The 22,625-nt window shown below is 75.3% G+C and carries 19 protein-coding genes; 16 read left to right on the top strand and 3 right to left on the bottom strand.

Going from position 1 to position 22,625, the window contains the following annotated elements:
* Nucleotides 1-95: 95 nt before the first annotated feature.
* The 5 genes from ACZ6EG_RS05365 (at nt 96) to ACZ6EG_RS05345 (ending at nt 6,222) form a co-directional block, all read left to right on the top strand.
* Nucleotides 96-800: a ScbR family autoregulator-binding transcription factor gene (locus ACZ6EG_RS05365; protein ID WP_391972886.1), complete on the top strand. Its 705-nt coding sequence runs from the start codon at nt 96-98 to the stop codon at nt 798-800.
* Nucleotides 801-2,132: 1,332 nt separating this feature from the next.
* Nucleotides 2,133-2,363, top strand: coding sequence for an acyl-CoA carboxylase subunit epsilon (locus ACZ6EG_RS05360; RefSeq protein WP_391972887.1), 231 nt, complete (start codon nt 2,133-2,135; stop codon nt 2,361-2,363).
* A gap of 143 nt (nt 2,364-2,506) precedes the next feature.
* Nucleotides 2,507-4,099 carry an acyl-CoA carboxylase subunit beta gene (locus ACZ6EG_RS05355; RefSeq protein ID WP_391972888.1) on the top strand — a complete coding sequence of 531 codons (1,593 nt, stop codon included), beginning with the start codon at nt 2,507-2,509 and terminating at the stop codon, nt 4,097-4,099.
* Between the two features lie 32 nt (nt 4,100-4,131).
* Nucleotides 4,132-4,731, top strand: coding sequence for a ScbR family autoregulator-binding transcription factor (locus tag ACZ6EG_RS05350; RefSeq protein WP_391972889.1), 600 nt, complete (start codon nt 4,132-4,134; stop codon nt 4,729-4,731).
* 633 nt (nt 4,732-5,364) lie between these two features.
* Nucleotides 5,365-6,222, top strand: coding sequence for an AfsR/SARP family transcriptional regulator (locus ACZ6EG_RS05345; RefSeq protein ID WP_469601758.1), 858 nt, complete (start codon nt 5,365-5,367; stop codon nt 6,220-6,222).
* A gap of 358 nt (nt 6,223-6,580) precedes the next feature.
* On the opposite strand, the gene ACZ6EG_RS05340 is transcribed toward ACZ6EG_RS05345, so the two are convergent.
* Nucleotides 6,581-7,561 (bottom strand): AfsR/SARP family transcriptional regulator, encoded by a 981-nt coding sequence (locus ACZ6EG_RS05340; protein ID WP_469601755.1) that lies wholly within the window; start codon nt 7,559-7,561, stop codon nt 6,581-6,583.
* 603 nt (nt 7,562-8,164) lie between these two features.
* On the opposite strand from ACZ6EG_RS05340, the gene ACZ6EG_RS05335 reads away from it, so the two are divergent.
* The 4 genes from ACZ6EG_RS05335 to ACZ6EG_RS05320 all read left to right on the top strand — a co-directional run bounded on the left by ACZ6EG_RS05335 (nt 8,165) and on the right by ACZ6EG_RS05320 (nt 12,607).
* Nucleotides 8,165-8,986 (top strand): AfsR/SARP family transcriptional regulator, encoded by an 822-nt coding sequence (locus ACZ6EG_RS05335; RefSeq protein ID WP_383650305.1) that lies wholly within the window; start codon nt 8,165-8,167, stop codon nt 8,984-8,986.
* Nucleotides 8,987-9,309: 323 nt separating this feature from the next.
* The gene (locus ACZ6EG_RS05330; RefSeq protein ID WP_356612496.1) at nt 9,310-10,089 is read left to right on the top strand and encodes a thioesterase II family protein; all 780 of its coding nucleotides are present in this window, start codon (nt 9,310-9,312) and stop codon (nt 10,087-10,089) included.
* Nucleotides 10,086-11,357 carry a beta-ketoacyl-[acyl-carrier-protein] synthase family protein gene (locus tag ACZ6EG_RS05325; RefSeq protein ID WP_391972892.1) on the top strand — a complete coding sequence of 424 codons (1,272 nt, stop codon included), beginning with the start codon at nt 10,086-10,088 and terminating at the stop codon, nt 11,355-11,357. The genes ACZ6EG_RS05330 and ACZ6EG_RS05325 overlap by 4 nt, the downstream gene beginning before the upstream one ends.
* The gene (locus tag ACZ6EG_RS05320; protein ID WP_469601751.1) at nt 11,354-12,607 is read left to right on the top strand and encodes a beta-ketoacyl synthase N-terminal-like domain-containing protein; all 1,254 of its coding nucleotides are present in this window, start codon (nt 11,354-11,356) and stop codon (nt 12,605-12,607) included. The genes ACZ6EG_RS05325 and ACZ6EG_RS05320 overlap by 4 nt, the downstream gene beginning before the upstream one ends.
* A gap of 159 nt (nt 12,608-12,766) precedes the next feature.
* Here the strand turns inward: ACZ6EG_RS05320 and ACZ6EG_RS05315 are convergent, their stop codons facing one another.
* A complete protein-coding gene (locus ACZ6EG_RS05315) occupies nt 12,767-13,024 on the bottom strand; it encodes a DUF6059 family protein (protein WP_469601748.1) in 258 nt (85 codons plus the stop codon).
* A 343-nt stretch (nt 13,025-13,367) separates the two neighbouring features.
* On the opposite strand from ACZ6EG_RS05315, the gene ACZ6EG_RS05310 reads away from it, so the two are divergent.
* From ACZ6EG_RS05310 to ACZ6EG_RS05290, 5 genes are all read left to right on the top strand, one after another.
* Nucleotides 13,368-14,282 (top strand): aromatase/cyclase, encoded by a 915-nt coding sequence (locus ACZ6EG_RS05310; RefSeq protein WP_391972895.1) that lies wholly within the window; start codon nt 13,368-13,370, stop codon nt 14,280-14,282.
* Nucleotides 14,279-16,111 carry an acyl-CoA dehydrogenase gene (locus tag ACZ6EG_RS05305; RefSeq protein WP_391972896.1) on the top strand — a complete coding sequence of 611 codons (1,833 nt, stop codon included), beginning with the start codon at nt 14,279-14,281 and terminating at the stop codon, nt 16,109-16,111. Before ACZ6EG_RS05310 ends, ACZ6EG_RS05305 begins: the two co-directional genes overlap by 4 nt.
* 81 nt (nt 16,112-16,192) lie before the next feature.
* Nucleotides 16,193-17,005, top strand: a complete 813-nt coding sequence (locus ACZ6EG_RS05300) for a 4'-phosphopantetheinyl transferase family protein (RefSeq protein WP_356612487.1) — start codon at nt 16,193-16,195, stop codon at nt 17,003-17,005.
* A gap of 424 nt (nt 17,006-17,429) precedes the next feature.
* On the top strand, nt 17,430-18,965 hold the full coding sequence (locus ACZ6EG_RS05295; RefSeq protein WP_469601743.1) for a condensation domain-containing protein: 1,536 nt from the start codon (nt 17,430-17,432) through the stop codon (nt 18,963-18,965).
* Nucleotides 18,966-19,158: 193 nt separating this feature from the next.
* A complete protein-coding gene (locus ACZ6EG_RS05290) occupies nt 19,159-19,578 on the top strand; it encodes a pyridoxamine 5'-phosphate oxidase family protein (protein WP_391972898.1) in 420 nt (139 codons plus the stop codon).
* Nucleotides 19,579-19,651: 73 nt separating this feature from the next.
* Here the strand turns inward: ACZ6EG_RS05290 and ACZ6EG_RS05285 are convergent, their stop codons facing one another.
* Nucleotides 19,652-20,131 (bottom strand): nuclear transport factor 2 family protein, encoded by a 480-nt coding sequence (locus ACZ6EG_RS05285; RefSeq protein WP_391972899.1) that lies wholly within the window; start codon nt 20,129-20,131, stop codon nt 19,652-19,654.
* A gap of 166 nt (nt 20,132-20,297) precedes the next feature.
* On the opposite strand from ACZ6EG_RS05285, the gene ACZ6EG_RS05280 reads away from it, so the two are divergent.
* Nucleotides 20,298-21,773, top strand: coding sequence for an FAD-dependent monooxygenase (locus ACZ6EG_RS05280; protein ID WP_469601739.1), 1,476 nt, complete (start codon nt 20,298-20,300; stop codon nt 21,771-21,773).
* 64 nt (nt 21,774-21,837) lie between these two features.
* A complete protein-coding gene (locus ACZ6EG_RS05275) occupies nt 21,838-22,536 on the top strand; it encodes an antibiotic biosynthesis monooxygenase family protein (protein ID WP_391972901.1) in 699 nt (232 codons plus the stop codon).
* Nucleotides 22,537-22,625: the final 89 nt, after the last annotated feature.

The raw sequence follows: 22,625 nt of genomic DNA, 5'->3' as shown, positions 1-22,625 counted from the left end.
TGCTGGCTTGCTAAAATACGGACTCCCTGGTTTTGTTTTGGTCGAGGAGCGGCGGTGCTCGCACGTTCCTGGGGCAAAGACCGTCGGGAGGTTCCGTGGCTCGGCAGGAACGAGCGATCCGCACCCAGTTGTCGATCCTGAAGGCCGCGGCCGAGGTGTTCGACTCCCATGGCTATGAGGCCGCCACCATCGGGGAGATCCTCAAGCGGGCGGGGGTGACCAAGGGGGCGCTGTACTTCCACTTCCCCTCCAAGCAGGCGCTGGCGGAGGGGGTGCTGGAGCAGCAGTTCTCCGTGATCAGGGTGCAGCCCGCCGCCTGCCGGCTCCAGGAGTTCGTGGACACGGGCCTGACCGTGGCCTACCGCATGCGCCGGGATCCGCTGGTGAGCGCGGTGGCCCGGCTGAGTCTGGAACAGGAACTGCGCGCCGAGTACGGCTCGTCGGCGATCGGGCAGTGGATCGGGGCCTCCCAGACGCTGCTGGCGGCCGCCAAGGAACAGGGCGAACTCCTCCCGCACGTGCAGCCCGCCGAGAGCGCCTGGCTGTTCTCCGCGGCCTGGACCGGCACCCAGCTGTACTCGCAGATCCTGGCCGGGCGCGAGGACCTGGAGGAACGGGTGGTGGCCCTCTTCCGGCACCTGCTGCCCAGCATCGCCGTGCCCGCCGTCCTCAGCAGCCTGGACATCACCACCGAACGTGCCGCGCGCCTCGGCACCGCCAGCGACGCGCTGCTGGAGGAGACGGCCGGCGGTGCCCACGAGCGCGAACGCCTGCCGGAGACGGCGGCGGCACTCGCCTGAACCCCGCACCCCCGCACGCGTCCTGCACCCCCGGGCCTTCCCGGGGGCTGCCGTGGTGCGGGCGGCAAGTGCGTGCGGCGGCACCGGAGAACGCCCTGCGAGGGGGCCGGGCCTGCGAGGGGGCCGGGCCTGCGGGAACCGTGCTCGTCTCCGCCCGCCCGCCCGACGGCCGCCGGTACGGCTGCGGGGGACGCGCGGGAGGGCATGTATCCGATCGGGGGTGCCGGGCCCGAAGCTGCGGCACCCCGGCGGTGCGGGGTCGACACCGCGACGGGGAGGGCGGGGTGGGTGCCCGTCACCTCGGCGGGAGGGCCGGGGCCGGGTGGCCGGCGCGAACGCCTCGCAGGCGGGAGCCGTGGGCCGGGGTCCGGTCCGCCGCCGCGGTAGGTGTCACCAGCACACCCGGGCGCCCCGGCCCGCTGGGCTGATGAGCGCTGCGGCAGGGCATGGGGCGTTCCGCCGCTTTGCCGGCCGGGGCAGGGGCCACCTCGAGCGGCGACGCCCCATGCCCTGCCCGGGCGCCGCCCTTGGCGGCGCCCGGGCATCGTCGTGCCGCCGGTATCGGCACCCGAGGGCCGCTCGCCGATACCCGCACCGCCTCCGTGCCCGCGCGCCGACGGCCGGCCCGGCCGGGCGCCGACGTCAGCGGGCCGCAGCCGGCCCTCACGGAGCCCTGAGCGCCAGGACGGCGCACAGTCGCCCGCCTCGCCCGTCCGGGCTCCGCTCGCCCCGTCCGGGCGGCGCGTGACGCCGTGGCAAGGGCAGGGCGACCGGCGAGGGCGAAGACGGAGGCGGGCCGGGGGAGGGGTGAGGTGGGCGGTGCAGGAGCAGGGCGGGCGGGCGCAACGACCCGCCGTTCTCGCCGGGTTCGCCGCGCCCGCGGCGCAAACGGGCCGGGCGGCCGGCCCGCACGATGCCCCGGGCCCCCAAGTCCCGCCCCCCGTCCCGGGGCCGACCCGCCCCGCGCCCCAAAAAACCCGGCCTCCCGGCCTCCCGGCCTCCCGGCCTCCCGGCCTCCCGGCCTCCCGGCCTCCCGGCCTCCCGGCCTCCCGGCCTCCCGGCCTCCCGGCCTCCCGGCCTCCCCCCGGCCCCGGCCGCCGCCCGCGCGGGTGTGCCGTGCCGCCGCACGGGCCCGCCGCACGGGCCCGTGCGGCGGGCGGCCGCTCACGGGACGCTCGCGGGCTGCGTGAGGGCCGTACCGCGGTCCCGCGGCCGGCAAGGCGGCGGGCGGGGGCGGGGCGGGGGCAAGGGGTGTGGGGTGTTCCTCGACCGGTACGTGAGTGCTCCTGTAGCGGTCTGCCGGACGGTGGCCCGAGGTCGGAAGGAGCGGACATGGGGCAACCGGACAGCGCACTGCGGATCGTGCGCGGTGTGGCCGGCGAGGAGGAACTGGCCGCCGTCACCGTCGTGCTGTGCGCGGTGCTGGCCGCCCGGCGCGAGGACGGTGCCGGCGATGCGCCCGGCGCGCCGCCGGGCGGCGCCGCCGGGCCGGCGGCGGACGTCCCGCCGTGGCAGCCGGAGCGCTCCGCCGCGTCCTACCGCTCGCCCTACAACTGGCGCTAGGGCCGCCACCGCGCCGGCACCGGGTGCCGGCAGGCACGTTCATGGCTGATTCATGCGCGCAATCCCCACCCCCACTAAAAACCGCACGGACGGTTCGTTACGCTGGGGGTGGTCCGGCTGCGCCATGACGGAAGGGAGGCATCGTGACAGTCCTCAATGACGTTCCCCAGGTGTCCGCGCCGCTTTCGGGTGCGCAGGGCCGCGTGGCGGAGCTGCACGCGGTCCGGGCCCAGGCGCTGGCCGGGCCGGGGGAGAAGGCGACGGCGGCGCAGCACGCCCGGGGCAAGCTGACCGCGAGGGAGCGCATCGACCTGCTGCTGGACCCGGGTTCCTTCCAGGAGGTGGAGCAGCTGCGCCGGCACCGGGCGACCGGGTTCGGGCTGGAGGCGAAGAAGCCGTACACCGACGGTGTCATCACCGGCTGGGGCACGGTGGAGGGCCGCACCGTCTTCGTCTACGCGCACGACTTCCGGATCTTCGGCGGTGCGCTGGGCGAGGCCCACGCCACGAAGATCCACAAGATCATGGACATGGCCCTCGCGGCCGGTGCGCCGCTGGTCTCCCTCAACGACGGGGCGGGCGCCCGTATCCAGGAGGGCGTCTCGGCGCTGGCCGGCTACGGCGGCATCTTCCAGCGCAACACCAGGGCCTCGGGCGTCATCCCGCAGATCAGCGTGATGCTGGGCCCGTGCGCGGGCGGCGCGGCCTACAGCCCGGCGCTGACGGACTTCGTGTTCATGGTCCGCGACACCTCGCAGATGTTCATCACCGGCCCCGACGTGGTCAAGGCCGTCACCGGCGAGGAGATCACCCACAACGGCCTGGGCGGCGCGGACGTGCACGCCGAGACCTCCGGGGTGGCGCACTTCGCCTACGACGACGAGGAGACCTGCCTGGCGGAGGTGCGCTACCTGCTGTCCCTGCTGCCGCAGAACAACCGGGAGTACCCGCCCTGCGTGCCGGGCTCGGATCCGGCCGGCCGGCGCTGCGAGACGCTGCTGGACCTGGTCCCCGCCGACGGCAGCCGCCCCTACGACATGGGCGAGGTCATCGGGGAGATCGTCGACGACGGCGAGTTCCTGGAGGTCCACGAGCGCTGGGCCCGCAACATCATCTGCGCTCTGGGGCGGCTGGGCGGCCAGGCGGTGGGCATCATCGCCAACCAGCCCATGGCCCTGGCCGGCGTCCTGGACATCGAGGCCAGCGAGAAGGCCGCCCGTTTCGTGCAGATGTGCGACGCCTTCAACCTCCCCGTCGTCACCCTCGTGGACGTGCCCGGGTTCCTGCCCGGCGTCGACCAGGAGCACGGCGGCATCATCCGCCACGGTGCCAAGCTGCTGTACGCGTACTGCAACGCCACCGTGCCCCGCATCTCGCTGATCCTGCGCAAGGCCTACGGCGGCGCCTACATCGTCATGGACTCCCAGTCCACCGGCGCCGACCTCACCTTCGCCTGGCCGGCCAACGAGATCGCGGTGATGGGCGCCGAGGGCGCCGCCGGCGTCATCTTCCGCCGCCAGATCGCCGCCGCCGAGGACCCCGAGGCCATGCGCCAGAAGATGGTCAAGGAGTACAGGGCCGAGCTCATGCACCCCTACTACGCGGCCGAACGCGGCCTGGTCGACGACGTCATCGATCCCGCCGAGACCCGCGAGGTGCTCATCAGGTCCCTGGCGATGCTCCGCACCAAGCACGCCGACGTGCCGTCCCGGAAGCACGGCAACCCACCGCAGTGACGGAGCAGATGATGGTCAGACAGGAACGTGCAGTGCGCACCCGCGAGGCGCTCATCCACTCGGCGGCCGAGGTCTTCCACCACGAAGGCTTCACCGCCGCCTCGCTCACCCTGATCAGTTCCAGGGCGGGCGTGAGCAACGGCGCACTGCACTTCCACTTCGCCAGCAAGGCGATCCTGGCCGACGCGGTCGAGGCGAGCGCGGCGGCCGTCCTGCAGACCATCACCACCCGCGGCAGGAAGACCCCCGCCGCCACCGTGCAGCGCCTGGTCGACGCCACCCACGAACTCGCCTGCCGCCTGCAGCAGGACGTGGTCCTGCGGGCCGGCTTCGAACTGAGCGGGGAGGCCGGCCGGGTGGCCCGCACCGACCTGCGGCTGCGCTGGCACACCTGGGTACGGGCCATGGTCGAGAGCGCCGCCCGCCACGGGGAACTGCGCGAGAACGTGGCCCGGGAGGGCGTGGTGGCCGCCGTGGTCGCCGTCACCGTCGGCTTCGAGGTCCTGGGCACCCGCGACGACGTGTGGCTCTCACGGGCCACCGTCACCCAGTTCTGGCGCCTCCTGCTGCCCGCACTCGTCCCCGCCCCCCTCCTGCCCGCCCTGGAAGCCGGCGGCTCCGTCCCCCGCTGACCCCCGCCCCGCCCCCCACGCCCCGCAGCCCCCACCCCGCCACCCACCGCCCCCTCACCGCCTCGCAGCCCCGTGTCCGGCGGCCCCGTGTCCGGCCCTGCCCGGCGCCCCGCCGCAGCCCCGCCGCCCGGCCCGGGGGCGCCACCCGGCCCGCCCCCGGCGCAGCCCTGCCCGGCACCCGCCGCATCCGCCGCAACGCTGCCCCCACCCCGCCTGGCAGAGACCGCACGGTCTGTTACCAGGCCCCTGCCGACGGGGCAACACCGCCACAACTCGCCCATACCCGCCCTGAAGGGGACTTCTGCCGGTCCGGGAGTCCCCGTGGCCCCGGGCCGGATCCGGCGGAGTTTTTCGGCCAACGTCTCCCTTCGCTGGACAGGACGTGTTTTGGCCCCCCGGTGGCGCATCGTCGGCGGTGCGCCGGGCGAGACCGCCTGCTCACGAAAGGGTCACGGGCAGGTGTTCGATCAGTGACTGACCGGATCCCGGCGGTAACCGGGTGCCTCGCTGAACCCACATTGACAAACCGACTGTGCTGTTTTTTTATCGGGTCTGGAGCCGCGTACCGGTTCCCGGTCACCGGGCGACGCAGCAGCGGACCACCCGGCCTGCGGTCTGACTCATGGGGGAAACGTGGACGTCGAAGTGCTGGGAACACTGTCGGTGCGCGAGCACGGGGTGCCGGTCGTGCCGACCGCTCCCAAACCGCGCCAGGTCTTGGCCCTGCTCGCCCTCAACGCCGACCAGGTGGTCCCCGTCAGCGCGCTCATCGACGAGCTGTGGGGCCAGCGCCCCCCGCGCAGCGCCCGCACCACCCTGCAGACCTACGTGCTGCAGCTGCGCGAGCTGATCGCCGAGGCCCTCGCCCACGGACCCGACGAGCGCTGCACCGCCAAGGACATCCTGGCCACCGTCCCGGGCGGCTACCGCCTGCACACCCGCGGCGGCCACGTCGACTACCGGGAGTTCGACCAGCGCGCCGGAGCCGGCTACCGGGCCATGGACGCCGAGGACTACGCCGGCGCCGCCCGCCGGCTCGCCGACGCCCTGTCCCTGTGGAACGGCCACGCCCTGACCGACATCCAGGCCGGCCTCCTCATCGACACCGAGATCAAGCGCCTGGAAGAGGCCCGGCTGTGCGCACTGGACCAGCGCATCGAGGCCGACCTGCGCCTGGGCCGCCACCGCGAACTGCTGTCGGAACTGACGGTGCTGGTCAGCCAGTACCGCATGCACGAGAGCCTGCACGGACAGTTCATGCTGGCCCTGCACCGCTCCGGCCGACGCGGCGAGGCCCTCAACGCCTACCAGCGCCTGCGCAGCACCCTCGTCAACGAACTGGGCCTGGAACCCTCCGCCGCCCTCAGCCGCCTGCAGCGCTCCATCCTCGTCGCCCGCCCCGAAGCCCCCGCCCCCGCCACCGCCGCCCCTGCCGCCGGCACCACCACCAGCGCCGGGACAGCCACCGGCAGCCGGCTCGTCACCCGCTGACCCCCCCGGGCCTCACAGGCCCCCGGGCCTCACAGGCCGCCTGGCCCCAACAGCCCCCGGCCGCAACGGGCTTTCGGCCCCCGGGCCTTCCCGGCCTCACGTCCCCTACGGGCCGGCCGGGAGCCCGCAGGCCGACGCCCTGCCGGCGGCCAGGATCGCAGGGCTCCACGGGCGGCCGGGGGCAGGCCCCCGCACACCACGCACCACCGGGGCCCCCAGGGTCACGGCTTCGGCAGGCCGCCAGTGCTGACGGGATCACCGCTCCTGCGGGCCACCGGGGCCCGCAGGGCCCCTGGCTCCAGCAGGCCGCCGGCGCTCACCGGAATCACGGCTGGCGCGGGCGCCGGCGCCCGCCGGGTCACGCCTCGCGCGGGCCGGCCCGGCTCGGGCTTGGGGCCGGCCCGTGGGACGTGAGGCGGGCGAGGCGGGCCGACAGCTCGCCCTGTTCCCGGCGCAGCAGCTCCACCTGCCGGCGCACCCGGGCCAGTTCCGCGCCCAGCGCCCCCGCCCCCGCCGTCTCGGCCTCCGCCGGCGCCGGCGCCGGTGCCGGTGCCGGTGCCGGTGCCGCGTCGGCGGGGCCCGGCGGGTGCAGGGCCGCCTCCCGGCACCCGCGCAGCACCGCACCCGGCGCCACCCCCAGGTCACGGGCCAGCCGCCGGCGCGCCCGGTCGTAGGTGCCCAGCGCCTCCGCCCGCCGCCCCGCACCCAGCAGCGCCGCCATCAACTGCTCGTAGAACCGCTCCCGCAGCGGATGAACGGCCACCAGCTCCTGCAGCTCCCCGGTGATCTCCGCACCGCGGTTGGCCCGCAGACTGGCGTCGAACAGCAGCTCCCACGCCAGCAGCCGGCTCTCCTCCCACAGCACCGCACCCGCCGAGCACACCGGCCCCTGCCCGCAGCCGTGCAGGGCAGGCCCCCGCCACAGCGCCAGAGCCTGCCGCAGCACGTCCGCCGCCCGGCCCGGCGCACCCGCCGCCAGCGTCCCCGCCCGCGCGGCCAGCCGCTCGAAACGCTGCGCGTCGGTGGCCGCGGACCCCAGCCGCAGGACGTAACCCGGCGGGCACGTCTGCACCCACCCCCCGGCCGGCGCCCCGCACGGGGACACGGGCGCCGCCAGCAGCCGCCGCAGCCGCGCCACATGGGCCTGCAGCGCGTTGGCGGCGTTCGCCGGGGGACACGCACCCCACAGCTCCTCCACCAGGCGCTCGCTGGGCACCACCTGGCCGGCCCGCACGATCAGCGCACCCAGCAGCGCCCGCTGCTTGGCGCCGGCGGGAACGATCCGCGCACCGGCCCGCTCGTCGTGAATCTGAACCGGCCCAAGAATCCGAAACTCCATCTCGCCCTTGCCCGGGAAACACCTCCGCCGCACCCGCCGACCCGGGGGCGCGGCCCTGATATTTCCCTCACGAATAGCAGATGCACTTCCTTGTGCCCGGACAGTAGCCGACCCCCGTTTTCGGCGCACGATTCCCCAGCCGCCCGCAAACCGGCATGGAAAAATCCTCGAGCCGCCACCCGCCCCGCCCGCCCCCGGAGCACCCCACCCACGCGGGACGGGTGAGGACGCCCACAGCGCCGCGGGACACCCCCACGCCGCACCCCCACCGCACCGACCGCCCCCGCCCGCACCCCGGCCACCCCCACTCACCCCCGCCCGCCCCCGTCCGCACCCCGGCCGCCCCCGCACGGCCCGGGCCCGGCACGAAAAAGGGAAGCGCCGCCGCACGGCCGTATACCGGGTGGCCGGAACGCTTTTACGTCGCCACTTGCCGTGCGGAACGAGACATACTCGAGCCGCTCTCGCGCCCCGGTGCAAGAAACGTCCGGTTCCTCTTGCCGCAGAGTGGCGGGAATGACACGGGAACGCGGAACACGACAGTATCTAAACGCTCTATCAACGGCTCAGAACCGACCGCCCTGACAACTTGCGGAGGGAATCGTGAAAATACAAGTCCTGGGTGCGTTGAACGCCGAATTCAATGGAATCTCGGTCGTGCCCACCGCGGGCAAGCCCCGGCAGATCCTGTCGCTGCTCGCCCTGTGCCCTGGCCGGGTCGTACCGGTCCCCACCCTCATGGAGGAGATCTGGGGCACCGAACTGCCGCAGAGCTCGATGACCACCCTGCAGACCTACATCCTCCAGCTGCGCCGCCTGCTGGGCACCGCCATGGGCCCGGACGTGCCGGGCTCGGCCAAGGACGTCCTCGCCACCCGCTACGGCGGCTACCTGCTGCAGATACCCGCCGAGGCGGTCGACGCCTTCCAGTACGAACGCCTCGTCCAGGAAGGACGCCAGGCCTTCGAGGACGGCGAGGACGAACGCGCCGCGGCGGTGCTGCGCACGGCCCTGGACCTGTGGGACGGGCCCGCCCTGGTCGACGTACGGGTGGGACCCATCCTGGAGATCGAGGTGATGCGCCTGGAACAGAGCCGCCTGGTCACCCGCGAACGCCGCATCGACGCCGAACTGCGCCTGGGCCGGCACGTGGAACTCATCGCCGAACTCACCGACCTGGTCGCCCGCCACCCCCAGCACGAAGGGCTGCACTCCCAGGCGATGGTGGCCCTGTACCGCTCGGGGCGCCAGGCCGCCGCACTCGACGTCTACCGCAGACTGCGCCAGCGCCTCATCGAAGAACTCGGCGTCGAACCCTCCCCGCAACTGCAGCGGCTGCACCAGGCGATGCTCGCCGTCGACCCGCAGCTGGACGTCGCCGCCGGAGCCCGCCGCTCCTCGACGTTCGACCTGTACGCGGCATGACACCCCGGCCGCCGCGCACGGCACGGCCCGCCGGCCGCCCCCGGACCGCCCGGGGCGCCGGGTCGAGCGCCGCACGAGCCGCGGGGGCGAGGCTCACCCCGCACCCCGGCCCGCACCCGCTCCCGCTGCCGGGCCCGCAAGCGGGGGCGGGCCCGGCAGCCGCAGCAGGCCCGGGCACGGGGGCGGGGGAGAGGCAGGAACCGGACAGCACACCCCACCGCACCGTGCCCGCACCCCACCCCACCGTGCCCGCATCCCACCGCACCGTGCCCGGGCCCCGCCCGCCGCACCCCGGGCCCGGCCGCTCACGAGGAAGGCGACGGATGGCTTCGAGTTCCAAGGCCCGCCAGGAAGGGCCCGCCCGGGTCACCCTGGCCTGCCTCGCCCACGCCGGCGCCGGCGTGGCCAGCTACCGCGGCTGGGGCACAGCGGTCGGCGACGGCGTCGACGTGCACGCCCTGCCGCTGCCCGGCCGCGAGGCACGCCGCCGCGAGCCCCGCCTGAGCGGCCGCACCGAACTGCTGGCCGACCTGATGCCCGGCCTGCTCGCCACCGCCCGCCGCGGCCCCTACGCCCTGTACGGGCACAGCATGGGCGCCCTGGTCGGCTACACCCTCACCCGGGCCCTGGCCGACGCCGGCGCGCCGCCGCTGTTCCTGGCGGTGGGCGCCTGCCCGCCCCCGCACACCACCACCGCCCTGGTCGACGGCGCGGACCTGCCCGACGAGGACCTGCTGCCCCTGCTCGACAGCATCGGCTCGCTGCCGCCGGGCGCCTCCGCCTCCCCCGGCGGACTGTGGCGGCGCACCTTCCTGCCCGTCCTGCGCGACGACCTGCGCCTGGCCAAGTCCCTGCGCAACGCCGCCCTGGACCCGGTCACCGGAGGCCCCGTGGACGTCCCCGTCCTCGTCTTCGCCGGCAGCGACGACCCGCTGGCCGCCCCCGCCGCACTGCGGCACTGGCAGCAGTGGACCACCGACCTGATCGAACTGCACACCGTCGCCGGCGGCCACTTCTTCGCCAGCTCCCCGGGCCTGGCCCGGCACGTGGGCCGCGCCTGCCGCGCCCACAGCAGCGCCGCCGCGGCCGGAGGCGGCCGGTGAGACGTGTCGTGATCACCGGCATCGGAGTCGTCGCCCCGGGCGGGGTGGGCACCCAGAACTTCTGGAACCTGCTCACCGACGGCCGCACCGCCACCCGCCCCCTGACCCTCTTCGACGCCTCCGCCTACCGCTCCCGCATCGCCGCCGAGGTCGACTTCGACGCCGCCGCCCACGGCTTCGCCTTCGCCGACACCGAACACCTGGACCGCATCACCCAGTTCGCGCTCGTCGCCGCCCGCGAAGCCCTCACCGACAGCGGCGTGGGCGACCACCTCGCCCGCGACCCGCTGCGCTGCGCGGTCAGCCTGGGCACCGCGATCGGCTGCACCACCGCCCTGGCCACCCAGTACGCCGTCCTCAGCGACTGCGGCAACACCGCCGACCTCGACCACACCGCGGCCGCCGCGTCCCTCTACGACTACTTCGTCCCCAGCTCCCTGGCGGCCGCCCTCGCCCGCGACTGCGGCGCCCAGGGACCCGTCGGCCTCGTCTCCAGCGGCTGCACCTCCGGCCTGGACGCCGTCGCCCACGGCGCCGACCTCATCCGCGAGGGCAGCACCGACCTGGCCGTCGTCGGCGGCGCCGAAGCACCCATCGCCCCCATCACCATGGCCTGCTTCGACCGCCTCCGCCTCACCAGCAGCCGCAACGACGACCCCGCCACCGCCAGCCGCCCCTTCGACCGCACCCGCGACGGCTTCGTCCTGGGCGAAGGCGCGGCCGTCCTGGTCCTGGAGGAACAGGAACACGCCCGCCGGCGCGGCGCCGCCCCCTACGCCGAACTGGCCGCCACCGCCGCCCACAGCAGCGCCCACCACATGACCGCACTGCGCCCCGGCGCCCAGGAGATGGCCGCCGCCATCCGCGCCGCACTGGACCGCGCACGGCTCAACCCCGCCGACATCGACTACATCAGCGCCCACGGCGCCGGCACCCGCCACAACGACCGCCACGAGACCCACGCCTTCAAAGCCGGCCTGGGCCACCACGCCCACCGGGTGCCCGTCAGCTCCATCAAATCGATGATCGGCCACGCCCTGGGCGCCGCCGGCGCCCTCGACCTGGCCTCCGGCGCCCTGGCCATCCGCCACGGCGTCGTCCCCCCCACCGCCAACCTCCACGAACCCGACCCCACCTGCGACCTGGACTACACCCCGCTCATCGCCCGCCAGCAGCGCACCCACACCGTCCTGAGCGTCGCCAGCGGATTCGGCGGCTTCCACACCGCCGCCGTCCTCACCCGCCCCCACCTGGGGCAGGCGGCATGAACCACGCCCCCGGCCCCCGCCCGCACCGCGCCGGCCCGCCCCGCCCCCACCAGGTACTGGTCACCGGCATCGGCATCATGGCCCCCAACGGCCTGGGCGCCCCCGCCTACTGGCACGCCCTGCTCACCGGCCGCAGCGGCATCGGCCCCCTCACCCGCTTCGACGCCTCCCCCTACCCCGTGCGCATCGCCGGCGAGATCACCGCCTTCACCGACGCCGACCACATCCCCAGCACCCTGCTGCCCTCCACCGACCGCAGCACCCGCCTGGCCCTGGCCGCCGCCCGCGAAGCCCTCGACGACGCCGGCACCGACCCCGACGACCAGGCCCTGCAACAGGCCGGGGTCATGACCGCCAGCTCCGCCGGCGGCGCCGAGTACGGACAACGCGGCCTGGCCGCCCTGTGGAGCAAGGGCGCCGCACACGTCAGCGTCTACCAGTCCTTCGCCTCCTTCCACGCCGCCGCCCCCGCCCAGATCTCCATCCGCCACCGCCTGCGCGGCCACGGCTCCGCCCTCATCAGCGAACAGGCCGGCGGCATCGACGCCCTCGCCCGCGCCCGCCGCCACATCCGCGACGGCGCCCCCCTCATGGTCACCGGCGGCATCGACTCGACCCTGTGCCCCTGGGGCTGGGCCGCCCACCTCGCCGACGGCCGCCTCAGCCCCCACCCCGACCCCGCCCGCGCCTACCGGCCCTTCGACACCGACGCCGACGGCCACACCGTCGGCGAAGGCGGCGCCCTGCTGGTCCTGGAGGACGCCCGCCGCGCCCGCCGCCGCGGCGCCACCGGCTACGGCACCGTCGCCGGCTGCGCCGCCACCTTCGACGGCCCCGGCCGGCCCCGCCTGCGCGAAGCCGCCGAACTCGCCCTCACCCAGGCCGGCCTGACCCCCGCACAGATCGACGTCGTCTTCGCCGACGGCGCCGGCGAACGCACCGCCGACCGCACCGAGAGCCACGCCCTGACCACCCTGTTCGGTCCCTACGGCGTCCCCGTCACCGTGCCCAAGACGATGACCGGACGCCTGGGCGCCGGAGGCGCCGCCCTGGACCTGGCCACCGCCCTGCTCACCCTGGCCGCGGGCATCGTGCCGCCCACCACCGGCACCGCACACCTCGCCGACGACTGCCCCCTGGACCTCGTCACCACCCCCCGCCCCCTGCCCCACCTGAAGACCGCCCTCGTCCTGGCCCGCGGACGCGGCGGCTTCAACTCCGCCGCCGTACTCCAAGCCCCCACCCCCTGACCCCCACCCCCACCCCCGGCCCCCCCACCCCCGGCCCCCCACCCCGGGCCCTCGGCCCCCCGGCCACCCGGCCCCCGGGCCACCGCACCGGCGGCGGGCCCCGGAGGGGCAGGCCGCACGGGGCCCGGGAGCGGCCCGCACGGGGCCCGCAGCCGGCGGCTAGGCCGCGCCGCGGTCCTTGCCGGAGCGGCGGCCGCCCAGCTCACGGGCCAGACGCCGCTCCAACGGCGTCAACGGCACATCACCGCGCACCCGTTCGGGATGACCCGGCGGCGGCTGCCGCCACCCCTCCCGCGGGCGCACCTCCTCATAGGGCGCCGTCTCCCCGCCGATGCACAGCCGCCCGTAGGTGACCAGCCCCTCCCACAGACCGCGCACGAACCGGCGCGGACGAAAGCGCCGACGAAAGAACCCCACCCCGCCACCTCCCTGTCCCACCGCACCCCCCGTGACCGGCGCGCCGCCCCCCGGGGGGAGGGGACGGGCGGCGCACCACCGGCCGCCACCGTCCGCCCGCCCCCTCAAGCGCTCCCCGCGCGCCGCTGGAGCACCGGCACACCCCCCGCCCCGCGCGTCCCGGTCAACCTGCTCCAGAGGGATTCGAGCCGGGCCCGGGCCGATCCCGAGCGGTTCCGGACAGGGTCGACGAAGAGCCGCAGCACAACGGGCCGCCGCGCCCGCCCCCGCAGGACCGCGGCACCCGCGGTCGGCCAGGGACCCGGCACGGCGGCGACGCCTTGGACGACGGAGGGTGTGGACGATGCCGGATGCGCGAGTGCACCGCAGTGCCTGTGAAGTGAACGTTCCGGCCCCGGCCGGAGTGCTGTACGGCCTGATAGCGGACGCCACCGTGTGGCCGCTGTTCTTCTCCCCGTGCCTGCACGTCGAACAGCTCGACTTCGACGGCACCCGCGAGAGACTGCGCATGTGGGCACTGGCCGGCGACCGCGTCAGCTCCTGGGTCTCCCACCGGAACCTGGACGTGGCGGCCCACCGCGTCCGCTTCCGCCAGGAACTGCCCTCACGCCCCATCGAGTCGATGAGCGGCACATGGAGCGTGCACGCGGCCGGCGAAGAGAGCCGGGTACGCCTGGAACACGCCTTCACCGTCACCGGCGACGACCGAGCCGACGCCGCCTGGGCCCTGCAGGTCACCCGCGCCAACAGCCGCGCCCAGCTCGACGGCCTGGCCCGCCTCGCCCAACGCTGGACCCACCTGGACGACCTCACCCTCACCTTCGAGGACACCGTCAGGATCAAAGCACCCGCCGAGCTGGTCCTGGACTTCCTCTACCGCGCCGGGGACTGGCCCGAGGAACTGGCCTACACCCGCCCGGTGAGCGTGCTGGAGGACACCCCCGGCATCCAGACCCTCGCCCTGGACGGCCACGCCGCCACCGGCACCCGCGCCGTACGCATCAGCTTCCCCGGCGCCGGCCGCCTCGTGCACAAGCACCTGCACCCCCGCACCCCCCTGGCCGCCTACACCGGCGAATGGTCCCTGGACCCCCACCCCGCCGGAGTGGACGTGAGCGTGCGCCACAACGTGCTGCTCAGCGACGACGCCACCGGCCCCGACACCGCCCGCCGCGTGCAGGACGAACTGTCCCGCACCGCACGGCACGTCCTCGAACACGCCACCCGCCACGCCAGCGGCGCGGTAAGGGCCCTGTGACCGCCCCGGCCGGCCCGGCCCCCACCGGCACCGGAGACCGCACCCCCCACCCCGGCCCCCTCCCGCCCCCCGCACCCGCAGCCGTCCCCGCACCCGCGCCTGCCGGTGCCCGGCACGGCTCGGCGCCGGCACACGACAGGGGCGAACCCGCCCGCGCCGCCCGGCTGGAGGCCGCCCTCGGCGACCCCTTCGACCCCCGAAATCCCCACGGACACCTGGCCCTGATCCGCGCCGACGACGCCCGCCAGAGCCCCCACGCCACCGAGGCCCTGCTCGCCCGCCACCGGCTCAGCGCCGAATTCGTCCCCCACGACCTCGGCGGCCGCCTCACCGACCTCGAACAACTCGCCCGCGTGCTGCGCCCCCTCTTCCGCCGCGACCTCGCCGCCGGCTACGGCTTCGGCGTCACCTCCCTGTTCGCCGCCTCCTCGGTGTGGACCGCCGGCGACCCGGCCCAGCGCACCGCCCTGGCCGGCGTCCTGCTCGGCGGCGGCCGCGCCGCGATCGTGCACCGCGAGGTCGCCCACGCCAACGCCATCCTGCGCCGCGAAGTCGCCGCCACCCCCGCCCCCGGCGGCGGCTACCTCCTCAACGGCAGCAAGGACGCGGTCATGAACGCCGACCGCACCGACACCTTCGTCGTCTACGCCCGCACCTCCCCGCGCCACGGACCCCGCAGCCACTCCGTGTTCCTGCTGACCGGACCGCCCGAGCGCGGCCAGGTCCAGCGCCTCTCCCGCGTCCGGATGCCCGGCATGCGCGGAGCCCGCTTCTCGGGCCTGCGCCTCAACGACGTGCACCTGCCCGACAGCGCCCTGGTCGGCACCCCGGGCCAGGGCATCACCCTGGCCCTGCGCAGCTTCCAGATCAGCCACGGCCTCATCCCCGGCACGGTCCTGGCCGGCGTCGACGGCGTCCTGCGCCTGGCCGTCCGCGCCGCCACCGAGCACCGCCCCGGCCACCAGCCCGCCCGCCGCTGGCACAAAGCCCTCAGCGGAGTCTTCGCGGACCTGCTGGCCTGCGACGCCATGGCCGTCACCGCCCTGCGCGCCCTCAGCCTCGCCCCGAAGGACGCCTACCTCCTGGCCGCCGCCGTCAAATACACCATGCCCGACCTGCTGCGCGAGGACCTGGAAGAACTCGCCGCCGTCCTGGGCGCCCGCGGCTACGACCGCGGACCGCTGTACGGCGGCTTCCAGAAACTGGCCCGGGACCTGCCCGTGGCCGGCCTGGGACACTCCGGAACAGCCGTCTGCCAGGCCGTCCTGGTCCCGCAACTGGCCGCCCTGGCCCGCACCGCCTGGTTCCGCTCCGCCGAAGGGCCCGCCCAGCTCTTCACCCCCGGCGCACCCCTGCCACCCCTGGACCACACCCGGCTCACCCACTCGGGCACCGGCGACCTCCTGGCCGCCACCCTCATCGCCGCCGCCGAACGCCTCAGCACCCACAGCGCCGGGCCCCTGCACACCACCCTGGCCACCCTCGCCCGCACCCTCGTGGCGGAACTGCGCACCCTGCGCGACCGCTGCGCCCAGCTGCCCGCCTCCAGCACCGCCGTCGACCCCCTGGCCTGCGCCCTGGCCGACCGCTACGCCCTGCTGCTGTCCGCCGCCGCCTGCCTCGGCGTCTTCGAGGGCCAAACCGGCCACGACACCTTCCTCGCCGACCCCGCCTGGGCGGTCCTCGCCCTCAGCCGCATCGCCCGCCGGCTCGGCGCCCCGGTACCCGACCTGCCGCCCCAGGCCCAGCACACCGTCCTGGCCGAAGCCCTGGACCGCTGCCGCCACGGACACAGCCTCGACCTGTACGCCACCGCCCTGGCCCACTGAACACCCCACCCCCCCCACCCGCACCTCACGCACCCCGGCCGCCACCGGCCGGCGGGAGCACTCACACGCAGGGAGACGACGATGGACCGGGTCACGTGCGCCGTGCCCCTCCACGTGCCACGGCCCACCGGGCCCTGGCCCGGGGTACGGGAGAACCTCGCCACCCTCGGCAACGCGCTGGTCTGCACGACCTGGAGCGAATGGCTGCCCAGCGTGCTCACCACCCGGCGCCTGCCGCAACTGCTCGGCGCCGACTGGCCCCGCTACCGCCGCACCCCCGACGCGGCGGTCCGCTACCGCTTCGCCGCCTCCCGGCTGCTGATCAAGAACACCGCCGCCGCCGCCCTGGCCGTCCCGCCCGAACACCTCGACCTCGCCTACCGGCTGGGCGGACGCCCCTACCTGCGCGGCTTCGACCAGATCGAACTGAGCCTGAGCCACACCGGCGACCTGATCGCCGTCGGCCTCAGCCGCACCGGCCGCATCGGCGTGGACGTCGAGCCCGCCCAGCGCCCCCTGCGCCTGGACCTGCTCCAGCGCCAGGTCCTCACCCCCGCCGAGGCACGGGAACTGGACCTGCTGCCCGCCGGCCGACGCGCCGCCCGCGTCCTGCGCCTGTGGACCCAGAAAGAGGCCTACAGCAAAGCCCTCGGCCAGGGACTGCGCCTGGGCTTCAAGGAGTTCGGCTTCAGCGGCGGCCGGCTGTGCGCCCCCGACGGCACCCCCGTCACGGGCGGCGAATGGGGCTTCGCCACCTACCCCGTCATGGACCGCTACCTGCTCAGCGTCGCCTGCCACGACGCCGGCCTCAGCACCGCCGACGACACCTCCGCCACCACCATGCTCGACGAGGGCTTCCTCGCCGCCATGACCGACACCGCCCCACCCGACTGACCCCACCCCCCACCACCCCCGCCGGGCTCGCACCCCCGCCGCCCCGCACCCCCGGCCGGGACCAGCACCCCAGAACGCTCACCACCCCGCCGCGCAGCACCCGTCGGACTCACACCCGCAGGACCCAACACCCGCAGGACCCAACACCCGCGGGCGCCCAACACCCGCGGGCCGCCCGGCAATCCGGACCCGGCCCCCCCCCGGCCCCCCGGCCGGCCCCCGGCCCCCCGGGCCCGACCCGTGCCCCACCCATGAAGAAGCGTTTCTCCGGCGTTTCTGCAGCCGCGTCAGCGCCCTGTCAGGGCCCCGGCAGGAGCCTGTGCCACGGTGCCCGGGGAGCACCGCGCCCACCGCACCGCTCCCGCACCCCCGCACGGCCGGCCGGCCCGCGGGCGAGCCGGCGGCGATCCGAGGAGGGCGACCCATGGCGAGGCAGCACCGCCCGCGCCCCCCGCGCGGCCGCCCCGCCGGCCCGCGCCGCCCCGCCACGACGGCCCCCTGGCCCCCGCACGGCCTGCTGCACCACCTGCTGCACGGCCCGGGCGGGCACCGGGAGGCCGGACGCCACGTCGAGCAGCTGACCTGGCGCTGGAGCGGACCGCTGGACACCGAGCGGTTCACCGCCGCCTGGCAGTCCGTCATCGACCGCGAGAGCGTCCTGCGGGCCGCCCTCCACCCGGCCCCCGCCCCGCGCCTGATCCTCCACGACCGCGCCCGCGCCGACGTCGTCCGCCACCGCGCCGGCAGCGCCGACTGGGAGCACCTGCTGGAACGCGAGCGCCTGCGCGGCTTCGACCTGCGCCGCCCCGCCCCGCTGCGCATCACCCTCCTGGACCTGCCCGGCCCCTGTACGGGCACCGCCGGGCCGGCCACCCGGGTGGTGCTCACCTTCCCCAACGCCCTGCTGGACGCCTACAGCGTCCACCTCCTGCTGGAGGAGTTCTGCCGCGCCTACCTGGCGGGCGGCACCCTGCCCGGCGGCGAACGCCGGCCCGACCTGCGCGACTGGAGCGCCTGGCTGCAGCGCCAGGACACCGCCCCCGCCCACCAGTGGTGGCGCACCGCCCTGCCCGCCGGCCCCCTCGCCCTGCTGCCGGCCCGGCCCGGGCCCCCCACCGGCCAGCGCGGCCCCGGCCGCGTCGAGGTCCGTCTCGGCCCGCGCGAGGCCGCCCGCCTGCACCACTGGGCGGCGCTGCGCTGCGTGCCCGACTCCAGCGCCGTGCAGATGCTGTGGGCGCTGCTGCTGTACCGGGCCGCCGCCGGCGGACCGGTGGCGGCGGTGGGCTTCGGCGTCGCCGTCTCCGGGCGCGGCATCGCCCTGGAGGGCGCCGAGCGGCTGCCCGGACCGCTGCGCACCTGCCTGCCGATGGCGGTGTGCGTCGACCCCCGCCAGCCGCTCGCGCTGCTGCTGGCGCAGCTGCGCGACCGCGCCCTGGACATGGCCGCCTACGAATGGGTCTCCACCGCCCGCATCCACCGCTGGAGCGGCCGCGGTGCCACCGCCACGGCCGGCGGGGAACTCTTCGAGAGCCTGGTGTCGGTGGAGAGCGTGCCGCGCCCGCCGGCCGGCCCCCGGGCCCGGCTCGCCGCCGCCGGCGCCGTCCTGGAGGCGGAGGGCACCGGCGGCACCGGCCCCGGCGGCCTGCCCCTGGCCCTGCTCGTGCACCCCGGCGTCGACGGCTCGCTGACCTTCGCCGTCGTCCACGACCGCAGCCGCGTGTGCGACCGCGACGCGCACCTGCTCGCCGACCACCTGGCCCGGCTGCTGGACCACCTGCCCCGCACCGGCGAGGGGACCACCACCGCCACCGTGCTGGACGTCCTGCGGGGACAGCCGCTGCCGGCGATCGCCCCGCGGCCGCGCACCCCCGCCGGGCACACCGGCGCCCCGCGCACCTCCCGCCTGCGCCCGCGGCGCCCGCCCGACCGCCCCGCCGGCTGCCCCCCGCACCCGCCCTGACCCACCCGCACGCCACCGGCGCCCGGCACCGCGGCGCGCACCGCGCACCTGGGGCGTCAAGCCAGGGTCGAGCGCGCCACGGCATGCTGGCCCGGGCACACCGGCCGGCCCCGCCCACCCCCCCCACGCACCCACCGCCGCTGCCGCTGCCGCCGCCCGCACCGTGCCCCCCCTTGGAAGTGAGGACACCCGTATGCCGCCCTCGATACAGCGCCCGGACGCCGTCACGGTGCCCGACTCGGTCGAGGCGTTCTTGACCACCACGGTGCTCGTCGCCGCGTTCACCACCCTGCGCCCCGACGGCACCCCGCACGTGGCACCGGTCCGCTTCACCTGGGACGCGGCCGCCTGCCTGGCCCGGGTGATGACGGTCTCCACCTCGCGCAAGGCCCGCAACCTGCTGGCCGCGCCCGGCGGCCGGGTGGCACTGTGCCAGGTGGACGGCTTTCGCTGGGTCACCCTGGAGGGCACCGCCGAGGTGGTCGCCGACCCCGCCCGGGTGGAGCGCGGCGCCCGGCTCTACGCCCGCCGCTACTGGTCGGCCCCGCCCACCCCGCCGGGCCGGGTGGTCATCGAGATCGCGGTCGACCGGGTGCTCAGCCTCAACACCTGACCCGCACACACGCCTGCGCGGCGCCCCCATTCCCGAGACCAGGGAAGGGGGGCGCCGCGCAGGCGTGTGCGGGTCAGCGCGGGGGCGGCGAGCCCTGCGACCACAGCAGCCGGAAGGTGAGCAGGTTCAGCCGCCAGCCCTGTTCGGTGCGCCGGGCCTGCCCGTCGACGAAGGTGCCCGTGGAGAACAGCGGCGCCCGCGCCCCCTCGCCCTGCGTGTGGCGGGCGTGGTGCACATGGGTGGAGATCAGGTTCGCCCTCAGCACCGCCCGCTGCCCGTCCCCCTCGACCACCGCCGGGGAGCCCAGGTGCTGGGTGGCCGCGAACGCCGACAGCGCCGCCCGGTGGTAGGCGGCCATTCCCTCGACGCCCTCGTGGCGGCTGACCGGGAACGCCACCACCGCGTCCTTCGTGAACAGGCTTGCCGCCCACGCCTCGTCGAGTTCCCCGTCGTCCAGCGACAGGAGGTAGCGGTCGAGGAGGCCGGCGACCTCGGCGCGCGCGCCGACATCGAGACCGTATGCCGATTGATCGTTCGTCAGGGTGGAGGTCATGTTCGAGAATGCCGTCATCCCAAGCGCCCGCGGCAAGAGCGTTTGTCGAAGCTCTGACGTACCGCACGTTTTTCTGGCATTCACTGCACAAGACCTGTAACAGCGTCTATTTACGCCCGCCCGCCGCTCTCTCCATACTGGCTGAACACCAGTGAGAAGAGGGCAGATGGAACTCTACGATTCGGACGTCATTGTCGTGGGAGCCGGTCCCACCGGTCTCATGCTCGCAGGTGAATTGAGGCTTGCTGGAATATCGGTGGTGGTGCTCGACAAACTCGCCGAACCGATTAAGGAATCCCGTGCGCTGGGATTTTCCGCGCGGACCATCGAGGAGTTCGCGCAGCGCGGTCTCATGGACCGCTTCGGTGAGGTCGGTGTCATTCCCGTCGGCCACTTCGGCGGCGTACCGCTCGACTACCAGGTGATCGAGGGCGGTTCCTACGGGGCGCGCGGCATCCCGCAGGCCCGCACCGAGGGCATCCTGGGCGGCTGGGCGCGCGAGCTGGGCGCCGAGGTCCGCCGCGGGTACGAGGTCACCGCGCTCCAGGACAACGGCACTTCGGTGACCGTCGAGGCCGCCGACGCCGACGGCTCCCCCCTTTCCCTGCGCGCCCGCTACGTCGTGGGCTGCGACGGCGCCCGCAGCAGCGTGCGCAAGCTCGCCGGCATCGACTTCCCCGGCACCGAGCCGGCGATCGAGCTGCGCTTCGCGGACGTGGCCGGAGTGCAACTGCGGCCCCGCTTCAGCGGTGAGCGGGTCCCCGGCGGCATGGTCATGGTCATCCCGATGGGCCCCGACCGCTGCCGCGTCATCTACTTCGACAGCTCCCAGCCGCTGCGCACCGACCCTGAGGCGATCACCTTCGAGGAGGTCGCCGGCACCTGGCAGAAGCTGACCGGCGAGGACATCAGCGCCGCCACCCCGCTGTGGGTCAGCTCCACCACCGACGTCAGCCGCCAGGCCGCCCAGTACCGCAAGGGCCGCGTCTTCCTGGCCGGCGACGCCGCGCACATCCACCTGCCGATCGGCGCGCAGGGCATGAGCGCGGGCGTGCAGGACGCCGTGAACCTGGGCTGGAAGCTGGCCCTGGACATCAGCGGCCGCGCCCCCGAAGGGCTGCTGGACACCTACCACAGCGAGCGCCACCCGGTGGGGGAGCGGATCCTGACCAACACCCTCGCCCAGCGCATCCTCTACCTCGGCGGTGAGGAGATCACCCCGATGCGCGAGGTGCTGGCCGAACTCATGGGAGCCCACACCTCCGTCCAGCAGCACCTGGCCGGCATGGTCACCGGACTGGACATCCGCCACGACGTCGGCGACGGCGACCACCCGCTGCTCGGCCGCCGCCTGCCCGACCGCGAACTGGTCGTCGACGGCGAGAAGACCGCCTTCTACTCGCTGCTGCGCCGAGGGCGCGCCGTGCTCCTGGAGCTCGGCGGCGACCGGGGCCTGCGCACGGCCGCGGCCGGCTGGGCCGACCGCGTCGACCTGGTCGCCGCCGACTTCGACGGCTGCGAGGCGCCGGTGGACGGCATCCTCGTGCGCCCCGACGGCTACGTCGCCTGGGTCGCCCCGCTGGGGGCCGGCACCGACGGCCTCGTCACCGCCCTGGACCGCTGGTTCGGTCCCACCGCCTGAGACCCGCCCCGCCCCGCCGCCCGCCCCGGGCGCCGCCCACCTTGCGAAGGGAAACGACAGACCCATGCCCATCATCTCCGCCGAGGACAAGCACCTCACCGTCCTGAACCTGTTCACCACGGACACTCCCGAGAAGCAGGACAAGCTGATCGAGGAGATGACGAAGATCGTCGACGCGGCCACGTACGAGGGCTGGATGTCCTCCACCGTGCACTCCGGCGTCGACTCCTACGGCACCCTCAACTTCATCCAGTGGCGCAGCGGCGAGGACCTGGAGAAGCGGTACGCGGGCGAGGAGTTCAAGCACCGCACCCTGCCGGTCTTCGGCGAGATCACCACCTCGATCCGCCTCATGCAGAACGAGGTCGCCCACACGCTGACCTCCGACGCGCTCGGCGGGAAGATCGAGATCGGCCCGGACGTCGACGCCTACACCGTCTTCACCGTCTTCCCGGTCACCCCCCAGGGACAGGAGGAGGCCCTGGACGCCCTCGGCCCCGGCCAGGCCTTCCTCGCCCAGGTCCCCGGCTTCCGCGCGCACGTCGTCCTCAAGGGACTGCGCGCCCGCGGCCTGGAGGGCGCCTTCGTCATCTCCTACTCCCAGTGGGACAGCAAGCAGGCCTGGGAGGCCTACCGCGACCAGGCCCCCCAGGACCAGGACGAGGCCCGCAAGGCGGCCGTGGGCCGCGTCCGCGCCGTCGTCGCCGGCCAGCCCTACAGCAACACCTACCAGGTCGTGCACACGCGTTCGGCCGGCCAGTGAACCCGCAGCGCCGCACGGCGTAGACGGGAGCCGGGCCGGTCCCGCGGACGCCCCTCCCCGCGACACCGTCCGGGGGCGGGCGTCCCAGG

The organism is Streptomyces sp. NPDC041968, assembly GCF_055589025.1.
This window is presented reverse-complemented; position numbering and strand designations above follow the sequence as displayed.